Source organism: Arthrobacter sp. RCC_34 (assembly GCF_041360795.1).
In the GTDB taxonomy this organism is placed as follows: Bacteria; Actinomycetota; Actinomycetes; order Actinomycetales; family Micrococcaceae; genus Arthrobacter_E.
The window spans coordinates 125,261-140,647 of the sequence record NZ_JBFUPW010000002.1; the positions used below are offsets into that span (position 1 = coordinate 125,261).

The 15,387-nt window shown below is 67.8% G+C and carries 15 protein-coding genes; 8 read left to right on the forward strand and 7 right to left on the reverse strand.

Annotation, left to right across the window (positions count from 1 at the left end; genetic code table 11):
* Positions 1-229 precede the first annotated feature (229 nt).
* From AB6732_RS09370 to AB6732_RS09385, 4 genes are read left to right on the forward strand one after another with little or no spacing between them, the layout of a single operon-like run.
* Complete coding sequence (locus AB6732_RS09370) at positions 230-1,477, forward strand: sensor histidine kinase (RefSeq protein WP_370959721.1); 1,248 nt, start codon at positions 230-232, stop codon at positions 1,475-1,477.
* A 23-nt stretch (positions 1,478-1,500) separates the two neighbouring features.
* On the forward strand, positions 1,501-2,238 hold the full coding sequence (locus AB6732_RS09375) for a LytR/AlgR family response regulator transcription factor (RefSeq protein ID WP_370959722.1): 738 nt from the start codon (positions 1,501-1,503) through the stop codon (positions 2,236-2,238).
* The gene (locus tag AB6732_RS09380) at positions 2,235-2,603 is read left to right on the forward strand and encodes a hypothetical protein (protein WP_370959723.1); all 369 of its coding nucleotides are present in this window, start codon (positions 2,235-2,237) and stop codon (positions 2,601-2,603) included. Before AB6732_RS09375 ends, AB6732_RS09380 begins: the two co-directional genes overlap by 4 nt.
* The gene (locus tag AB6732_RS09385) at positions 2,600-4,048 is read left to right on the forward strand and encodes a cation acetate symporter (protein WP_370959724.1); all 1,449 of its coding nucleotides are present in this window, start codon (positions 2,600-2,602) and stop codon (positions 4,046-4,048) included. Before AB6732_RS09380 ends, AB6732_RS09385 begins: the two co-directional genes overlap by 4 nt.
* A gap of 78 nt (positions 4,049-4,126) precedes the next feature.
* On the opposite strand, the gene AB6732_RS09390 is transcribed toward AB6732_RS09385, so the two are convergent.
* The 6 genes from AB6732_RS09390 to rpsB form a co-directional block, all read right to left on the reverse strand.
* Entirely contained in the window at positions 4,127-4,708 is a 582-nt protein-coding gene (locus tag AB6732_RS09390) for a DivIVA domain-containing protein (RefSeq protein ID WP_370959725.1), read from the reverse strand.
* A 47-nt stretch (positions 4,709-4,755) separates the two neighbouring features.
* Positions 4,756-5,667 carry a phosphatidate cytidylyltransferase gene (locus AB6732_RS09395; protein WP_107002054.1) on the reverse strand — a complete coding sequence of 304 codons (912 nt, stop codon included), beginning with the start codon at positions 5,665-5,667 and terminating at the stop codon, positions 4,756-4,758.
* Positions 5,667-6,224 (reverse strand): ribosome recycling factor, encoded by a 558-nt coding sequence (gene frr, locus AB6732_RS09400; protein WP_066215217.1) that lies wholly within the window; start codon positions 6,222-6,224, stop codon positions 5,667-5,669. Before frr ends, AB6732_RS09395 begins: the two co-directional genes overlap by 1 nt.
* Positions 6,225-6,344: 120 nt before the next feature.
* Positions 6,345-7,085, reverse strand: coding sequence for a UMP kinase (gene pyrH, locus AB6732_RS09405; protein ID WP_370959726.1), 741 nt, complete (start codon positions 7,083-7,085; stop codon positions 6,345-6,347).
* Between the two features lie 156 nt (positions 7,086-7,241).
* Positions 7,242-8,078 carry a translation elongation factor Ts gene (tsf, locus tag AB6732_RS09410; protein WP_370959727.1) on the reverse strand — a complete coding sequence of 279 codons (837 nt, stop codon included), beginning with the start codon at positions 8,076-8,078 and terminating at the stop codon, positions 7,242-7,244.
* 130 nt (positions 8,079-8,208) lie between these two features.
* A complete protein-coding gene (rpsB, locus tag AB6732_RS09415; RefSeq protein WP_370959728.1) occupies positions 8,209-9,066 on the reverse strand; it encodes a 30S ribosomal protein S2 in 858 nt (285 codons plus the stop codon).
* Between the two features lie 515 nt (positions 9,067-9,581).
* On the opposite strand from rpsB, the gene AB6732_RS09420 reads away from it, so the two are divergent.
* Positions 9,582-10,094, forward strand: a complete 513-nt coding sequence (locus AB6732_RS09420; protein WP_370959729.1) for a M23 family metallopeptidase — start codon at positions 9,582-9,584, stop codon at positions 10,092-10,094.
* A gap of 134 nt (positions 10,095-10,228) precedes the next feature.
* Here AB6732_RS09420 and AB6732_RS09425 read toward each other — a convergent pair whose 3' ends face one another.
* Complete coding sequence (locus AB6732_RS09425) at positions 10,229-11,419, reverse strand: acyl-CoA dehydrogenase family protein (RefSeq protein WP_370960110.1); 1,191 nt, start codon at positions 11,417-11,419, stop codon at positions 10,229-10,231.
* A gap of 199 nt (positions 11,420-11,618) precedes the next feature.
* Here AB6732_RS09425 and AB6732_RS09430 point away from each other — a divergent pair, with 199 nt between their 5' ends.
* The 3 genes from AB6732_RS09430 (at position 11,619) to AB6732_RS09440 (ending at position 15,381) form a co-directional block, all read left to right on the forward strand.
* On the forward strand, positions 11,619-13,373 hold the full coding sequence (locus AB6732_RS09430) for a biotin carboxylase (RefSeq protein ID WP_370959730.1): 1,755 nt from the start codon (positions 11,619-11,621) through the stop codon (positions 13,371-13,373).
* 24 nt (positions 13,374-13,397) lie between these two features.
* Positions 13,398-14,606, forward strand: a complete 1,209-nt coding sequence (locus AB6732_RS09435; RefSeq protein ID WP_370959731.1) for a serine hydrolase domain-containing protein — start codon at positions 13,398-13,400, stop codon at positions 14,604-14,606.
* 136 nt (positions 14,607-14,742) lie between these two features.
* Positions 14,743-15,381, forward strand: a complete 639-nt coding sequence (locus tag AB6732_RS09440; RefSeq protein ID WP_370959732.1) for an NAD(P)-dependent oxidoreductase — start codon at positions 14,743-14,745, stop codon at positions 15,379-15,381.
* The last annotated feature ends 6 nt before the right edge of the window (positions 15,382-15,387 follow it).

A 15,387-nucleotide genomic window follows, 5' to 3' on the forward strand; every position in this document is an offset into this window, starting at 1 on the left:
CCTCCTTGAAGCTGCTGGTGCTGCCTGGTCCGGGCCGGGGTGGCCCGGCGGTCTCCGACCGCGAGATCGGATGTGACTGACATCACTATGCGATCGTCGCGGGGCCCGTGTCCGGCAGACACAGGATCTGATCGCCCAGCGGAGTGAGACGTGCGACGAACGGCAGCGAGCCTGACCTCCGGCGGTCCGGTTCCGGCCCGCCCGGGCCGGGGCTCGCTACGCTGAGCCCATGCCGGATTCCGTGCTCCTGCTCGCCCTCGCCGTCGGCGTCGTCACCCTGGCCATCGCCGCGGTGGCCGGCGTCGGCGTTCAGATCCTGCGCTCTTTCCGCGAACTCGGCAGCGACGCCGAACGCGCCACCTACCAGACCCTGCACAGCGCGGCGCTCGCGGGAGGGCACCTGCGCGCCGGCCTGACACCGGACAGCGCGGCCCGGGCCGCACGTCATCTGCGCACTCTGCTCGGTTGCGAGGCGATCGCACTGCTGGACGCCGACGGCGGCCTCCTCACCTGGGACGGAGCGGAACCTCCCGTACGCCGCGAGATCCTGGACCGCGCCCGGGACGACGGCCGTCGGCACCGGCCGGCGCTGCTCAAGCCGACGCCGCAGGCCCGGGGTCGCCGCCATGGACGTGGCCCGGGGCGCGGGAGCCGTCGTGGAAGAGAGCACCGAGGCGACACCTCTCCCGGAGCCGCGACAGCGCCCGTCCGGGTGGACGGGGACGTGGTCGGCCTGCTGGTCGCCGTGAGCCCCTCCCCCGGCGCGGGCCTGCTCCGGGCGACCACCGAACTGGCCTCCTGGCTGGGTTCTCAACTCGAGCTCGCGGACCTCGAACGGTCCCGCACCATGCTCGTCGAGGCCGAGCTCAAGGCTCTCCGTGCCCAGATCAGCCCCCACTTCATCTACAACTCGCTCAACGCGATCGCCTCGTTCATCAACACGGACCCCGCCCGCGCCCGCGAACTCGTGCTCGAATTCGCGGATTTCACCCGGTACTCGTTCCGGCGGCACGGAGACTTCACCACGCTCGCCGAGGAGCTCCGGAGCATCGACCGGTACCTCCTGCTCGAGCGGGCGCGGTTCGGCGAGCGGCTTCAGCTGTCCCTGACGATCGCGCCCGAAGTGCTGAGCACGATCGTGCCGTTCCTCAGCCTCCAGCCGCTGGTCGAGAACGCGGTCCGCCACGGACTGGAATCCCGGGCCGGGACCGGGACCATCACCATCAGGGCGTACGAGGAGGGCGGTGACGCCGTGGTCAGCGTGGAGGACGACGGCGTCGGCATGGATCCCGAGCGGCTGCGCGCCCTGCTCGCGGGGCAGGACGGTGGCGGGAATCACGTCGGGCTGCGGAACGTCGACCTCCGGCTGCGGCAGGTGTACGGCGACGGTCACGGCCTGGTCGTGGAGACCGCGCCGGGTGAGGGGACTCTCGTGACACTCCGCGTCCCGAAGTCCCAGCCTCGCCACGAGGTCTGAAGCGCCCGCGCTACCCTGGTCGGGTGACAGCAATCACAGCGGCGCTCAGGGTCCTGGTGGTGGATGACGAGCTCCCCGCCATCGAAGAACTCGCGTTCCTGCTGGGCAAGGACGCCCGGGTGGGAGACATCCACCGGGCGGATTCCGGGGAACAGGCGCTGAAGGAACTGGAAGCCACGGTGTTCGACGCCGTCTTCCTGGACATCCACATGCCCGGCCTGTCCGGATTGCAGCTCGCCCGCACGCTCAACTCCCGGCCTTCTCCACCCGCCGTGGTGTTCGTGACCGCCGACGAGGACTGTGCCCTGGAAGCCTTCGAACTGGCCGCCGTCGACTATCTGCTCAAGCCGATCCGCCCGGAACGCCTGGCACGCTCCGTGTCCCGGATCAGCGAACCCGCAGGAGAAGCCCCCAGGGCGCCGGAGATGATCCCCGTGGAGCTGGGAGGTGTCACGCGCATGATCCGCCGGGACGAGGTGCAGTACGTCCAGGCCCAGGGTGACTACGCACGGCTCCACACCGCCGAGGCGAGCTATCTGGTCCGTGTCCCTCTCAGCGAGCTCGAGCAGCAGTGGAACGCCGCGGGATTCCTGCGGATCCATCGCTCCTACCTCGTGGCCCTCGGGCACGTCAGCTCGCTGAAGCTTGGAGCGGCCGCGCCGAGCGTCACCGTCGCCGGCGCGGAGCTGCCCATCAGCCGTCGGCTCCTGCCTGCTGTGCGAAGCGCGCTCACTCCCCCGCGCCTGAGGTCCGGCGGATGACGCGGGTCCGGGTCGTAGCCCCTTCCGGCCGGACGCAGACGCCGGTCCCTCTGCGCACAGCACCGGGCATCACCCGGCAGTCCGTGGAGGACGACGCCGCCCAGGTCTACCTGCGGTCCCTGCTCCGCACCCAGCTGCGCCTGGCCCTCGTGGTCGCCCTGGGATTCCTGCTGATCGCGGCCACCTTCTCGATCCTGCTGGTGTGGGTCCCCTGGCTCCGCGATCTCAGCGTGCTCGGCGTCCCGTTCGAATGGATCCTCCTGGGAGCGGGGCTCTTCCCCGTGATCCTTCTCAGCGCCGTCCTCTACACCAGGCTGGCCCAGCGCAACGAGGACCGGTACCGAGACCTCACCGAGGACCGGTGAACGCCTCACTCGCCGTCGGCGCGATCCTCCTGGTCGCGGCGGCCACCCTCCTCATCGGAATCCACGGATTGCGGATCTCCCGGACCACGAGCGATTTCTACGTGGCGTCCCGCACGGTTCAGCCCTGGTGGAACGCCTCGGCCATCGGCGGTGAATACCTGTCCGCCGCAAGTTTCCTGGGGGTGGCCGGGCTGGTGTTCCTGAACGGACGGGACGCTCTCTGGTACCCGGTCGGGTACACCGCCGGATACCTCATGCTGCTGCTCTTCGTGGCGGCCCCGCTGTGTCGCTCCGGAGCGTACACGGTCCCGGACTTCGTCCAGGCCAGGCTCGGTTCCCTCCCGGCGCGGCGGCTGACCAGCCTTCTCGTGGTCCTGGTCGGGTGCCTCTACATCATCCCTCAGCTGCATGGGGCGGCGCTGACCGTCTCGACCATGACGGGACTGCCGTCGTGGGCCGGTTCGGGGACGGTCGCGCTGGTCGTCACACTGGCCGTCGTCGCGGGCGGCATGCGGTCCATGACCTTCGTTCAGGCGTTCCAGTTCTGGCTCAAGCTCGCGGCCCTGGCGGTCCCGGTGCTCTTCATGCTGTTCTCCCTGCCCGGGCTGCATCCCGCCGCGGCGCCCCAGACGGTGCCGAACCCGGTCGCCACCGGAGCTCTCGGGACGTATCAGAACGTCTCGCTCTTCCTCGCCCTGCTGCTGGGAACCCTCGGCCTGCCCCACGTCCTGGTGCGCTTCTACACGAATCCGGACGGCCCGACGGCCCGGAAGACGACCGTCCTGGTACTCGGCCTCCTGTCGGCGTTCTACCTGCTGCCCGTCGCCTTCGGCTATCTGGCCCGCGTCTATGCGCCTGGCGTCGTCGCCGGAACCCAGCCCGACGCCGTCGTGCTCCTCCTGCCGCACGCGCTGGTGCCGGGGGCAGTCGGCGATCTGCTCACCGCCCTCGTGGTGGCCGGGGCCTTCGCGGCGTTCCTGTCCACGACCTCCGGTCTCGTGGTGTCCGTGGCGGGAGTGCTGTCGCAGGACGCGCTGGGCGGCGGGGTGAAGGGCTTCCGGCGAGCGGCCGTGCTCGCGATGCTCGTGCCGTTCCTGCTCTCGGTGCCGACGCAGAGTCCGGCCCTGGCGGGCAGCGTGGGCCAGGTGTTCGCGTTCACCGCCTCGACCCTCTGCCCCGTGCTCGTGCTGGGCATCTGGTGGCCCCGCCTCAGCACGGCGGGTGCGGTGGCGGGCATGGTCGCGGGAGGCGCGGGCTGCGGCGCCGCGATGATCGCGACGGCGGTTCTGGGCACGACGGCGCCGGTCTGGCTTTCGCAGCCGGCCGCCTGGAGCGTGCCCCTGGCGTTCGCCGTCATGGTCGGCGTCTCGTGGCGGACCCCGCGGAGCGTTCCTGTCGACGCCTGGCGGGTCCTCACCCGTCTCCACGCGCCGGAACGCCGCTGACGCCGGAACGCCGCTGACGGCGGAGCGCCGACAGAGGAGCGCGGCCGACAACCGACAGAGGAGCGCGGCGAAGCGCCGTCAGTCGATAGCGGCCATCAGCTCGACCACGCGGTCGAGGAAGGCGTCCACCTGTGCCTCTTCGTAGGCGTCCTGGCCCTTCGCGGGCGGGAAGGAGGCGCGACGGACGTCATCGACGCTCAGCGCGTGATCGTGTTCCAGGTAATCCACGATGTCCTTGCACAGCGCGTCGACCTCGGTCACCGCATAGCCCTGCGTCCGGGACTTGGACGGATGGCGGAACTTCTCGCCGTCGGGACGGTAGAGACGCTGGCGCAGCAGGGCGGACAGTCGTCCGACCTCGCCGAGCCAGGCTTCCTCGCCCGCGCTCGAGATCAGGCGGTCGCGCTCGCGACGTGCCAGGGCGTCCTCCAGGATGTCCAGGGCGTGATCGACCTGGGCGGCCTCGTAGCCGCCGCGTGCCGGATCGAAGGCGACCTTACGGACATCGGTGCTGGTGAGGGGACGGTCGTGCGCGGGGTCCTCGAAGACCGCACGCCCGCGCTCCATGAAGTCGTCCACCTGCGCCACACTGTAGCCATAGCTGGAGCGTTCGACACGGCGGAAGGTCGCGGGGATCTTGCCGCTGCTCGCTTCTGTCATGGATTTCCCCTTACGGAAAGTACGTGATGCGGTGTCTTCATCCGGCATCAATGTGCGTTTTCAAAGACATGGAACAGGATAAAGGCCACCGGTGCGGCGAAGAGAACGGAGTCCAGCCGGTCCATGACGCCGCCGTGGCCGGGAAGGATCGAGCTCATGTCCTTGACGCCCAGCTCCCGCTTGACCATCGACTCGGCCAGGTCACCCGCCGTGGCGGCGCCGACCATGCCGATCGCGAGCACCACGCCCAGCCACCAGGGCTTGTCGAGGAAGAACACGCAGGCCAGGATTCCGATGAGCACGGCTCCGGCCACGGAACCGGCGAAGCCCTCCCAGGACTTCTTAGGGCTGATCTTCGGCGCCATCGGGTGCTTGCCCAGCGATGCCCCCACCAGGTACCCGAAGGTGTCATTCGCGACCACGAGGAGGAGCATGGTCATCAGCTGGAAGACGCCTTGCGGAGCCTGACCGCCCGGCCAGAGACCGATACTGGCCTGACCCACCCCGGTGTGCAGGGCCAGGACCGCGAAGCTGATGAAGAACGGCACCCAGGCCAGGATGAAGATGCTCGCATAGATGCTGGGAGCGGCCCCTTCGGCGGATTCGGCGCTGCGCCACACGAGGATCGCGAAGGCGCCGGCCACGACCCCGTAGAGCAGGGCTTCGAGTCCCCCGAAATACGAGACGAACGGCAGCGCGACCGAGGCCAGCATGAGGGGCGCGATCGTCACACGGATGCCGTAGCTCTCCAGGGCGCGGGCGACCTCCCAGACGCCGAGACAGGCGAAGCCCGTCACGACGGCCACGAAGCCGAGAGGAAGGAAGAACAGCGTGCCCAGCACCACGACGAGCAGCCCGAGACCCACGCCGATGGCGGCCGGGAGATCCCGGCCTGCCTTCGGCGTGGGGTTGGGACGCGCGGTTCGCGGGGGACGGCGCCGCCCGGCGTGCTCAGTCATCAGACTTCGAGGAGCTCAGCTTCCTTGCGCTTCAGCAGCTCGTCGATCGCGTCGACGTGCTGCTTGGTCAGGGCGTCGAGCTCCTTCTCGCCACGGGCGCCGTCGTCCTCGCCGGCTTCGCCGTCCTTGACGAGCTTGTCCAGGGTGTCCTTGGCCTTGCGGCGGATGGAGCGGACGGAGACCTTGGCGTCTTCGGCCTTGCCCTTGACGATCTTGACGTACTCCTTGCGGCGCTCCTGCGTCAGCTCGGGGAGGACCACGCGGATGACGTTGCCGTCGTTGGACGGGTTGGCGCCCACCTCGGAGTCGCTGAGCGCCTTCTCGATGTCACGCAGCGCCGTCTTGTCGTAGGGGGTGATGAGAATGGTGCGGGCTTCCGGAACGGCGAAGGAGGCCAGCTGCTGCAGCGGCGTGGGAGTGCCGTAGTACTCCACGATCACCTTGCTGTAGAGAGCCGGGTTCGCGCGACCCGTGCGCACCGAGGCGAAATCTTCCTTGGCCACCTCGATGGCCTTGTCCATCTTTTCGCCCGCTTCGAGCAGGGTCTCTTCGATCACGGTTTCTCCTGTGAACTCATGGGTGAAACGTGCCTGAGATCCAGGCACAACTACAAACATCCTAGCCGCAGCCGCCGCCCCCGGCTTTCCGCACGGTTCGGGGCGGCCGCGGCCACGGTGCTACGGGGTGACGCGGGTGCCGAGGTCCTCGCCGAGGATGGCGCGGGTGACGTTGCCTTCACCTTCCATGCCGAACACCAGCATGGGGAGCTTGTTGTCCTTGCACATGGTCATGGCGGTCTGGTCCATGACGCGGATGTCGCGGCGCAGGGCCTCGTCATAGCTGAGGGCGTCGAGCTTCTCGGCGTCCGGATTGGTCTTGGGGTCTGCGGTGTAGACGCCGTCCACGCCGCTCTTGGCCATCAGGACCTCGTCGGCGTGGATCTCCAGCGCGCGCTGGGCCGCCACGGTGTCCGTGGAGAAGTACGGCAGGCCGGCGCCGGCGCCGAAGATCACCACACGGTTCTTCTCCATGTGACGGATGGCACGGCGCGGGATGTAGACCTCGGCCACCTGGGCCATGGAGATGGCCGACTGCACACGGGTGTCGACGCCGGCCTGCTCCAGGAAGTCCTGGAGGGCCAGGCTGTTCATGACCGTGCCGAGCATGCCCATGTAGTCCGCGCGGGAACGGTCCATGCCGCTCTGCGACAGTTCGGCGCCCCGGAAGAAGTTGCCACCGCCCACCACGACGGCCACTTCCACCTCGTTCCTGACCGCCTCGGCGATCTGGGTGGCGATGCCACGCACCGTTTCAGGGTCCACGCCCAGCTTGCCTCCACCGAAGACCTCACCGGAGAGCTTCAGCAGCACTCGACGGCGGCGCGGCGACGGATCGTTGGCGATGGTGGTGTTTTCCATGGGGCCTCCCTGGCTCGGTTCTGTCTTCACTATATGTTGCGGAGCCCGGCGCCAGCGGCGCCGTCTGTGCGCCCTCCCCTGGCGGGCGGAAACTGCCCGTCAGTGCGCACACAAAAGGGGCGGCTACCGAAGTAGCCACCCCTTCTGAATGTCTGACTAGGAGCCGACGCGGAAGCGTGCGACGGCCACAGCCTGGACGCCCGCCTCTTCGAGGACGGCGCCCACGGACTTCTTGGCATCCTTGGCGAACGCCTGGTCCACGAGAACCTCGCCCTTGAAGAAGCCGGTCACACGGCCTTCGACGATCTTCGGCAGCGCAGCCTCGGGCTTGCCCTCGGCCTTGGCGGTCTCCTCGGCGATGCGGCGCTCGTTGTCGACCAGCTCGGCCGGAACGTCTTCACGGGTCAGGTAGTTCGGGGCCATGGCGGCCACGTGAACGGCGACGTCGTGAGCGGCGGTCTCGGCGGCCTCGCCGGTGCCGGAGACGGCGAACAGCACGCCGACCTGAGCCGGGAGGTCCTTGGAGGTCTTGTGCAGGTAGGCGTCAACGGTGCCACCCTCGACGCGGGCCACGCGGCGAACGGCGACCTTCTCGCCCAGCACGGCGCCCTCTTCGACGACGACCTCGGACAGCGGCTTGCCGTCGACGTCGGCGGCGAGCAGGGTCTCCAGGTCACCGGTGTTGGCGGCCACGGCTGCGGCGAGCACCTTGTCGGCGATGGAGATGAACTTGTCGCTCTTGGCGACGAAGTCGGTCTCGCAGTTGACCTCGACCATGTAGCCGACGTTGCCCACGACCTTGGCGGCGACGAGGCCCTCGGCGGTGGAGCGGCCTTCGCGCTTGGTGGCGCCCTTCAGGCCCTTGATACGGATGATTTCAATGGCCTTCTCGGCATCACCGTTGGCCTCGTCAAGAGCCTTCTTGACGTCCATCATGCCGGCGCCGGTGCGCTCACGCAGGGCCTTGATGTCAGCAGCAGTGTAGTTCGCCATGGGAACCCCTCAAATGTGTTGTTGCGTCTAAAGATCTGGGTATGACATGCGTGACAGGATGGCCGCCCGGAGGCAGCCATCCTGTCACCAGCCGTTCCGGGCGGGGCCCGGAACGGTCGCAGTCAGGGACTTACTCGGCGGCCGGAGCCTCAGCTGCGGGAGCCTCGGTAGCTTCAGCAGCAGGAGCCTCAGTAGCTTCAGCAGCGGGAGCCTCAGCAGCCTTCTCGCCTTCCAGGAGCTCGCGCTCCCAGGCGGCCAGGGGCTCTTCAGCAGTCTCGGCGGTGCCGTTTGCGCGGTTGTTACGAGCGATCAAACCCTCGGCGACGGCGTCGGCAACAACGCGGGTCAGCAGGTTCACGGAGCGGATGGCGTCATCGTTGCCCGGGATCGGGAAGTCGACCTCATCCGGATCGCAGTTGGTGTCGAGGATGGCGACGACCGGGATACCCAGCTTCTTGGCCTCGTCAACCGCCAGGTGCTCCTTCTTGGTGTCAACCACCCAGAGGAGGGAAGGGGTCTTGGTGAGGTTGCGGATACCGCCGAGGTTGGCCTCGAGCTTGGTCAGCTCACGCTTGAGGAGCAGGAGCTCCTTCTTGGTGTAGCCGGAGCCGGCGACGTCGTCGAAGTTGAGCTCTTCGAGCTCCTTCATGCGCTGGATGCGCTTGGCGACGGTCTGGAAGTTGGTGAGCATACCGCCCAGCCAGCGCTGGTTCACGTAGGGCTGGCCCACGCGGGTGGCCTGCTCGGCGATTGCTTCCTGAGCCTGCTTCTTGGTGCCGACGAAGAGCACGGTGCCGCCGTGGGCGACCGTGGCCTTGACGTGCTCGTAAGCACGGTCGATGTAGGACAGAGCCTGCTGCAGGTCGATGATGTAGATGCCGTTGCGCTCGGTGAGGATGAAGCGCTTCATCTTCGGGTTCCAACGGCGGGTCTGGTGGCCGAAGTGGACACCGCTGTCGAGCAGCTGGCGCATGGTTACGACGGGCATGCCATCGCTCCTTCCGGCAGGTCACGCATTCTCGTGAGAGGGCCTTTCGAGTGGCCGCTCTTGCCCTGCCATAGTGTTTTGTCGGTTATCAGTCCGGACTTGGGATCCGGGCTCCTGGTGCCCCAGGAACCACTCGCCGCGTTTCCGGCGAACCGGAATCGTGGACCGTGAGCAGTCCCAGCCCACAGCGATCACTCCGCGAACGGATTGAGGGGGCTGCGAGGATGGACACGCGAAGTCAGTCGACGCAACCTCCGCCGGGCAGGCGCAGGGCACAGAAGACTGCAGTCCTCAGTGTACTACACGGGCGCTACCTGCCCCGCTCTCCACAGGGCGCCGCGCCCCACCCCTCCACATACGTCATCCGCCCCGTTTCCCCGCCCCCGGAGCCCGGCGACAGTGGAGTCATGACGAGCACGAAGACCACGGATCGACCACGAGGCTGTCCGCCACCAGTGCGTCCACCACGACGGCGCCGGGTCGCCGCACGCCCCGTCGTCTGGGCAGGCGTTCTGGTGGCATCGCTGCTGGCGGCGCTGCCCGCATCCGCCGCGGCCGACACCCCGGGAGAATTTCCCGGCACCGCTGTCGGGCCCGTCTCACACTGGAGGTGGCCCCTGGAACATCCCGGACGGCCGCTGCGCCACGACGTGCTCAGACCGTTCGATCCCCCGGACCAGCCCTGGCTGAGCGGGCACCGCGGAGTTGACCTCCGAGCCTCAGAGGGGAGCGGCGCCGCCGTCCTCTCCCCCGCCGACGGCGTGGTCAGCTTCCGCGGCACGGTCGTGGACCGCCCGGTCATCACGATCGACCATGGTCATGGCCTGAAGAGCAGCTTCGAACCGGTCGAGAGTGACCTCAAGTCCGGGGACGCGGTGCGCCAGGGCCAGCGCATCGGGTCGCTCCGTCCGGGACACTGCGCCGTCTCCGTCTGCGTCCATTGGGGCGTGCGGCAGGAGGACGAGTACGTGGATCCTCTGCGTTTCATCCAGGATCTCCGCCCCTCGATCCTTCTCCCGTGGGGATGAGGCTTCCTCATGCCACAGGCCGGTCCTCCGATGCCACAGGCCGGTCCCCCGCGAGGGGAACCGGCCTGTCAGTGGAGTGCATCGCCACGGCGATGGACGAGCCACCGCCTGGAATCCTGGGGAGCGCCCCGGCCTCAGACGATGGCGGAGATCCCAGTGATGGCGCGGCCCGTCACCAGGGTGTTGATCTCGTAGGTGCCTTCATAGGAGTAGATGGCCTCCGCGTCGGCAAAGATCTTGGCGATCTCGTAGTCCGTCACGATGCCGTTGCCGCCCAGGAGGCTGCGGCCGATCGCCACCGACTCACGCATCCGCGCGGTGGTGAAGGCCTTGGCCAGCGCGGACTGCTCGTCCTTCGCGACACCGGCGTCCTCGAGCTGCGACAGCCGGACCATCATCCCCATGGAGCTCACGGCGTTGCCGAGGATCTTGACGAGCTGTTCCTGCACGAGCTGGAACGAGGCCAGCGGGCGGCCGAACTGGTGGCGCTCCACCGCATAGCGCCGGGCGACGTCGAACGCGGCGAGCTGCTGCCCCACCGCCTGCCAGGCGACCGCCAGGCGGGTGACCTTGAGAACCTTGTTGGTGTCCCGGAAGCTGTTGCCGCCCGCGAGCTTGTGGCTGTCCGGAACGACGACGTTCTCCAGCACGATGTCCGCGTTCTGCACGGTGCGCAGCGAGATCTTGTTCTCGATCTTCGTGGCATGGTAGCCCGGCAGCGTGGTGTCCACGAGGAACGCCTTGACCTGGTTGTCCGCGACGTCACGGGCGTAGATGACGACGTAGTCCGAGAAGGTGGCGTTGCCGATCCAGCGCTTCGCTCCGTTGAGGATCCACGTGTCCCCGTCCTTCTGCGCGGTCGTGCGCGTGCCACCGGCCACGTCCGAACCGCCGAGGGGTTCGGTCAGCCCGAAGGCGCCGATCTTCTTCATGGCGTAGATGTCCGGCAGCCACGCTTCCTTCTGCTCCTCCGAAGCGAGCGCTTCGATCGAGCCGGTGAAGAGGCCGTCGTGGACTCCCATGAAGGTGGCGATGGACGTGTCTGCACGCGTGAACTCAGCGTGGACGATCCCCGCGAACAGATTCGAATACCCCTGGCGATGCACCGGGCTCATCACGTCCAGCTCCGCGAGCTTCGGAATCAGCTCCATGGGGAATTCGCCGCGGTTCCAGCAGTCCACGGCGATGGGCCGGACCTCACGGTCGAGCCAGGTCCTGATCTCGGTCAGGCGGTCGCGCTCCTTGTCGGAGAGCAATTGTTCGAAGGCGAAGAAGTCGCCATCCGCGTACGGCAGATTGTTGATGTCCAGCTCGGCCTTGGCCATGATCCCTCCACAGGAATTGATGTTACTCATGAGTAACTTATCCCACTTTGCGGGACTGGTAAAGGGTGCGTCGGACCATCGCCCGAGCCGCAATAATCGCGGGGCCGCCGACATAAACCGGAGGCCGGTGGAACATTCTTGGTGCGACCTGGGTCACATGCCAAGATGACGCTACGTACCCCGGAGGGAAGGAATCGCCATGGTCCGGAAAGCAGCGTCCAGCGGAGCAGACAGCCAGCAGGACACCCCCGCAGCCACCGCGTCGCCACGCACCAGAAAAGCCGCCGCCACGGCCGTTCCGCCCGAACCGACGCCGACCCTCGAACCGGTCGCGCCGACCCTCGAACCCACGGTCGCCGCCGTCGTCGCACCGGATGTCAAAACCGGCCCCGCCAAAGCCTCCGGCATGCGAGGCGCGCTCACCAAGCGCATTCCGGCGCCGCGCCGTTCGCGGACCAGCAAACCGGCTCCCCGCATCCGCAACCGGAGCAAGGGCGACGGACGCCACCTGAACAACATGTCCGAGATCCGGCACTTCTTCCGGACGGACGAATCCCCCATCTTCTTCGTGGGCGCGTCGGCGTTCAATCTCCTCGGTCTCGACCGCTGGGTCCGCGGTTTCTCCTACATCACCTACTACGACAGCTGGGAAGGCACCCATCCCCGGGTGTTCACCCCCGCCGACAAGCCGTACATCGAATTCCAGAGCGGCGAGGAGATCAACAACTGGCTGCTGACGAACCACGAGGTCCGCGCGCATATCGAGCACCGCACCCCGGCCGGCGTCCACCCCAAGATCGTGATGGTCTTCTTCAACGAGGAGACCGAGCACATCTGCCAGGAACTCGGCTACGAGCTGATCCTTCCGCCGGCCGCGCTGCGCGAGCGTCTCGACTCCAAGATGGAGACCACCCGCATCGCCACATCCGCCGGTGTGGACAGCGTGCCGAACGTGATGACGACGGTGGAGAACTGGGCCGACGTCGTGAAGGCGACCAAGGCGGCGAAGCTCGGCACGGACCTGGTCATCCAGACCGCTTACGGCGACTCCGGCAAGACCACCTACTTCGTCACCTCGGAAGAGGAGTTCGACGCAGTGGCCGAACACCTCCGGGGTGAGGAGGTGAAGATCATGAAGCGGATCAACAACCGCCCTATCGCGGTCGAGGCCGTCATCACCCACCACGGCACCATCGTGGGCCCGTGCATGACCGAGATCACCGGCCACAAGGCACTCACCCCGTACCGCGGCGGCTGGGCCGGCAACGAGATGTACCCGGACGTCCTGGCCGAGAAGGCCCGCCATGCCACCACGGAACTCGTGCGGAAGCTCGGTGACCGTCTCGCCAAGGAGGGCTACCGTGGGTTCTTCGAAGTGGACGTCCTACTCGACACGGACACCGACGAGGTGTACCTGGGTGAGCTGAACCCCCGCATCAGTGGCGCCTCGGCCATCACCAACGTGACGGCGGGCGCCTATGCCGACGTGCCGCTCTTCGTCTTCCACCTCCTCGAGTACTCAGGCGTCGAGTTCACTCTGGACGTCGATGAGATCAACGCCCGCTGGGAGGAACTCGCCTCAGAGGACGAGTGGAGCCACATGGTGATCAAACACACGGACAAGACCGTGGAGCACATCGACGCCGCCCCCACCACCGGTCTGTACGTGCTGGACGGGCAGGGCCGCTTCGTCTTCGCGCACCGCGAGCTGGACTGGCACCTGGTCAACAACGAGTCCGAAGCGTTCTACCTGCGGATTTACGGCCCGGGCGATTACCGCTGGAAGGGCGCGGACCTCGGAATCCTGGTCACGAAGGGCCGTCTCCAGGGCTCCCATGGCGGCCTGACCATTCATGCGCGTCACCTCATCGAGTCGATCCGTAGCATGTACCGCGCCACCCCGCTTCCGGATTCCGAACCCGTGAAATGGCCCGCTCCCGCGAAAGGCAATTAAATTGCCCATGCCATACTTGGTGGAATGTTTGCAGACGAGAGCTACGGCATGAGCACCGGCCAACCGAGCACTCCGGCAGCCCCTCCTCTGGACCAGTGGCAGCTGGCTCCGCACCTCAACTGGTCGATGCAGAACATCGCCACGTTCCTTCCGGTGCGGTCCATCCCGCGGGGCGTCCGCGCCACTGTTCTGCCTCCGGCCCCGGTCGATCTGTCCGCCGTGCCGGTCCCCCATCCGTGGGAGGACAGGACGGCGACGTTCGCCGAGGTCCTGGAGAGCACCTTCACCGACGGCTGGGTGGTGACCAAGGATGGCGCCCTCATCGGTGAGGGCTACTTCAACACCATGACGCCGGCCAGCGTCCACCTCCTCATGTCCGTGAGCAAGTCCCTCACCACCTCGGTGGCGGGATCCCTCCAGGGCAGCGGAGAGCTGGATGCCGACGCTCTCGTCACCAGCTATGTCCCGGCCCTGGCCGGCTCCGGCTACGAAGGCGCCACCGTCCGTCACCTCATGGATATGCGGACGGGCGTCCGTTTCTCTGAGAAGTACCTCGACCCCGACGCCGAGGTGCGGCTCCTGGAGCAGGCCATCGGCTGGGCTCCTCGCCGGCACCCGAACGCCCCGGCCACCCTCCTGGACTTCCTGGCGAGCCTGGGCAAGGACCGCGACCACGGCGGCGCCTTCGACTACAAGTCGTGCGAGACCGACGCTCTCGGTTTCGTCCTTGAAGGCGCGACGGGCCGTCACGCCGCCGACCTCATGTCCGAGCGGCTCTGGCAGCCCATGGGCGCCGAACTCGGCGCCCATGTGGGCGTGGACAGCGCGGGCGAGGGCATGTTCGACGGCGGCGTCTCGGCCGGGCTGCGGGACCTGGCACGCTTCGGCAACCTGTTCCTGCGCGACGGCTTCGCGCTCGACGACACTCCGGTGCTCCCGTCCTGGTGGGTCGCGGACACATTCGCCGGCGGCCCCGACAGCCGGGACGCTTTCGCGAACGCACCCGAGCCCACGCTCATGCCGGGCGGCATGTACCGCAACGGGTTCTGGTTCCCCCGCGAGGGATCCAATCCCCTGCTGGCCCTCGGCATCCACGGCCAGATGGTGTACGTGAACCGGTCCGCCGGCGTCGTGGCCGCGAAGCTCTCCAGCTGGCCGACCCCGCAGGACGGGGAAAAGCTGCTCTGGACCGTGAACGCCTTCGACGCGGTGTCCTGGGTCCTGACCCGCTGACACGCCTCAAGTCCACCCCTCAGGCCGTCCCCCACGTTCCGGGGGACGGCCTGAGCCGTCTCCGGGACGTGAACCCGGATGTGCGCCTCAGGAACCCGTTCCGCCGGACCGTCTTCCGCCCGGATACGCTGGGGTCATGAAGCCATTGATCGCTGTACTCGCTGCTCAGGGACGATCCGGCCAGGCGTGCGTGACCGCTCTGCTCGAGGCCGGTTTCCGGGTCCGGGCGGGCGTGAGGTCCGCATCGACCCTGCCGAGCCATCCTGACCTCGAGGAGATGCGCTGCGACGCGAGGAACAAGGATGAGGTCGCCGCCCTTCTGGACGGGGCCGACGTCGTGGTCAGCATGATCGGCCACAACCGTCGCTCCAGCGCGGACGTGCAGTCCGTCGCGATCCAGCACTGCGTCGACATCATCGCCGCCCGGCAGCCGGAGACCCGCCTCATCTCCCTCACCGGGACCGGTGTCCGTCTCCCCGGAGACCGCATCCCGCTCTTCGACCGTGCCGCCAACTTCGCGATCGGCGTCGTGGATCCGAAGCGCATCGCCGACGGCACGGAGCACGTGCGGATCCTCCGGGAGAGCCCCGTGAACTACACGATCATCCGCGTCCTGAAACTCACGGGCGGGACCCATCACGGCACGGTGAAGCTCACCCCGCACGGCCCGGCAGAGCTGTTCACGCCGCGCGCCCGGGTGGGCGCCGCCGTCGTGCAGCTGGTGGAATCCGGCGGCTTCTCCCGGGCCATGCCGGTCATCAGCGGCACCGCCTGACGAATG

Coding starts and splice junctions, on each gene's coding strand:
- AB6732_RS09370 (WP_370959721.1), top strand. CDS start 230: ATGCCGGATTCCGTGCTCCTGCTCGCCCTCGCCGTCGGCGTCGTCACC.
- AB6732_RS09380 (WP_370959723.1), top strand. CDS start 2,235: ATGACGCGGGTCCGGGTCGTAGCCCCTTCCGGCCGGACGCAGACGCCG.
- AB6732_RS09390 (WP_370959725.1), bottom strand. CDS start 4,708: ATGACAGAAGCGAGCAGCGGCAAGATCCCCGCGACCTTCCGCCGTGTC.
- AB6732_RS09395 (WP_107002054.1), bottom strand. CDS start 5,667: ATGACTGAGCACGCCGGGCGGCGCCGTCCCCCGCGAACCGCGCGTCCC.
- pyrH (WP_370959726.1), bottom strand. CDS start 7,085: ATGGAAAACACCACCATCGCCAACGATCCGTCGCCGCGCCGCCGTCGA.
- tsf (WP_370959727.1), bottom strand. CDS start 8,078: ATGGCGAACTACACTGCTGCTGACATCAAGGCCCTGCGTGAGCGCACC.
- rpsB (WP_370959728.1), bottom strand. CDS start 9,066: ATGCCCGTCGTAACCATGCGCCAGCTGCTCGACAGCGGTGTCCACTTC.
- AB6732_RS09425 (WP_370960110.1), bottom strand. CDS start 11,419: ATGGCCAAGGCCGAGCTGGACATCAACAATCTGCCGTACGCGGATGGC.
- AB6732_RS09430 (WP_370959730.1), top strand. CDS start 11,619: ATGGTCCGGAAAGCAGCGTCCAGCGGAGCAGACAGCCAGCAGGACACC.
- AB6732_RS09435 (WP_370959731.1), top strand. CDS start 13,398: ATGTTTGCAGACGAGAGCTACGGCATGAGCACCGGCCAACCGAGCACT.
- AB6732_RS09440 (WP_370959732.1), top strand. CDS start 14,743: ATGAAGCCATTGATCGCTGTACTCGCTGCTCAGGGACGATCCGGCCAG.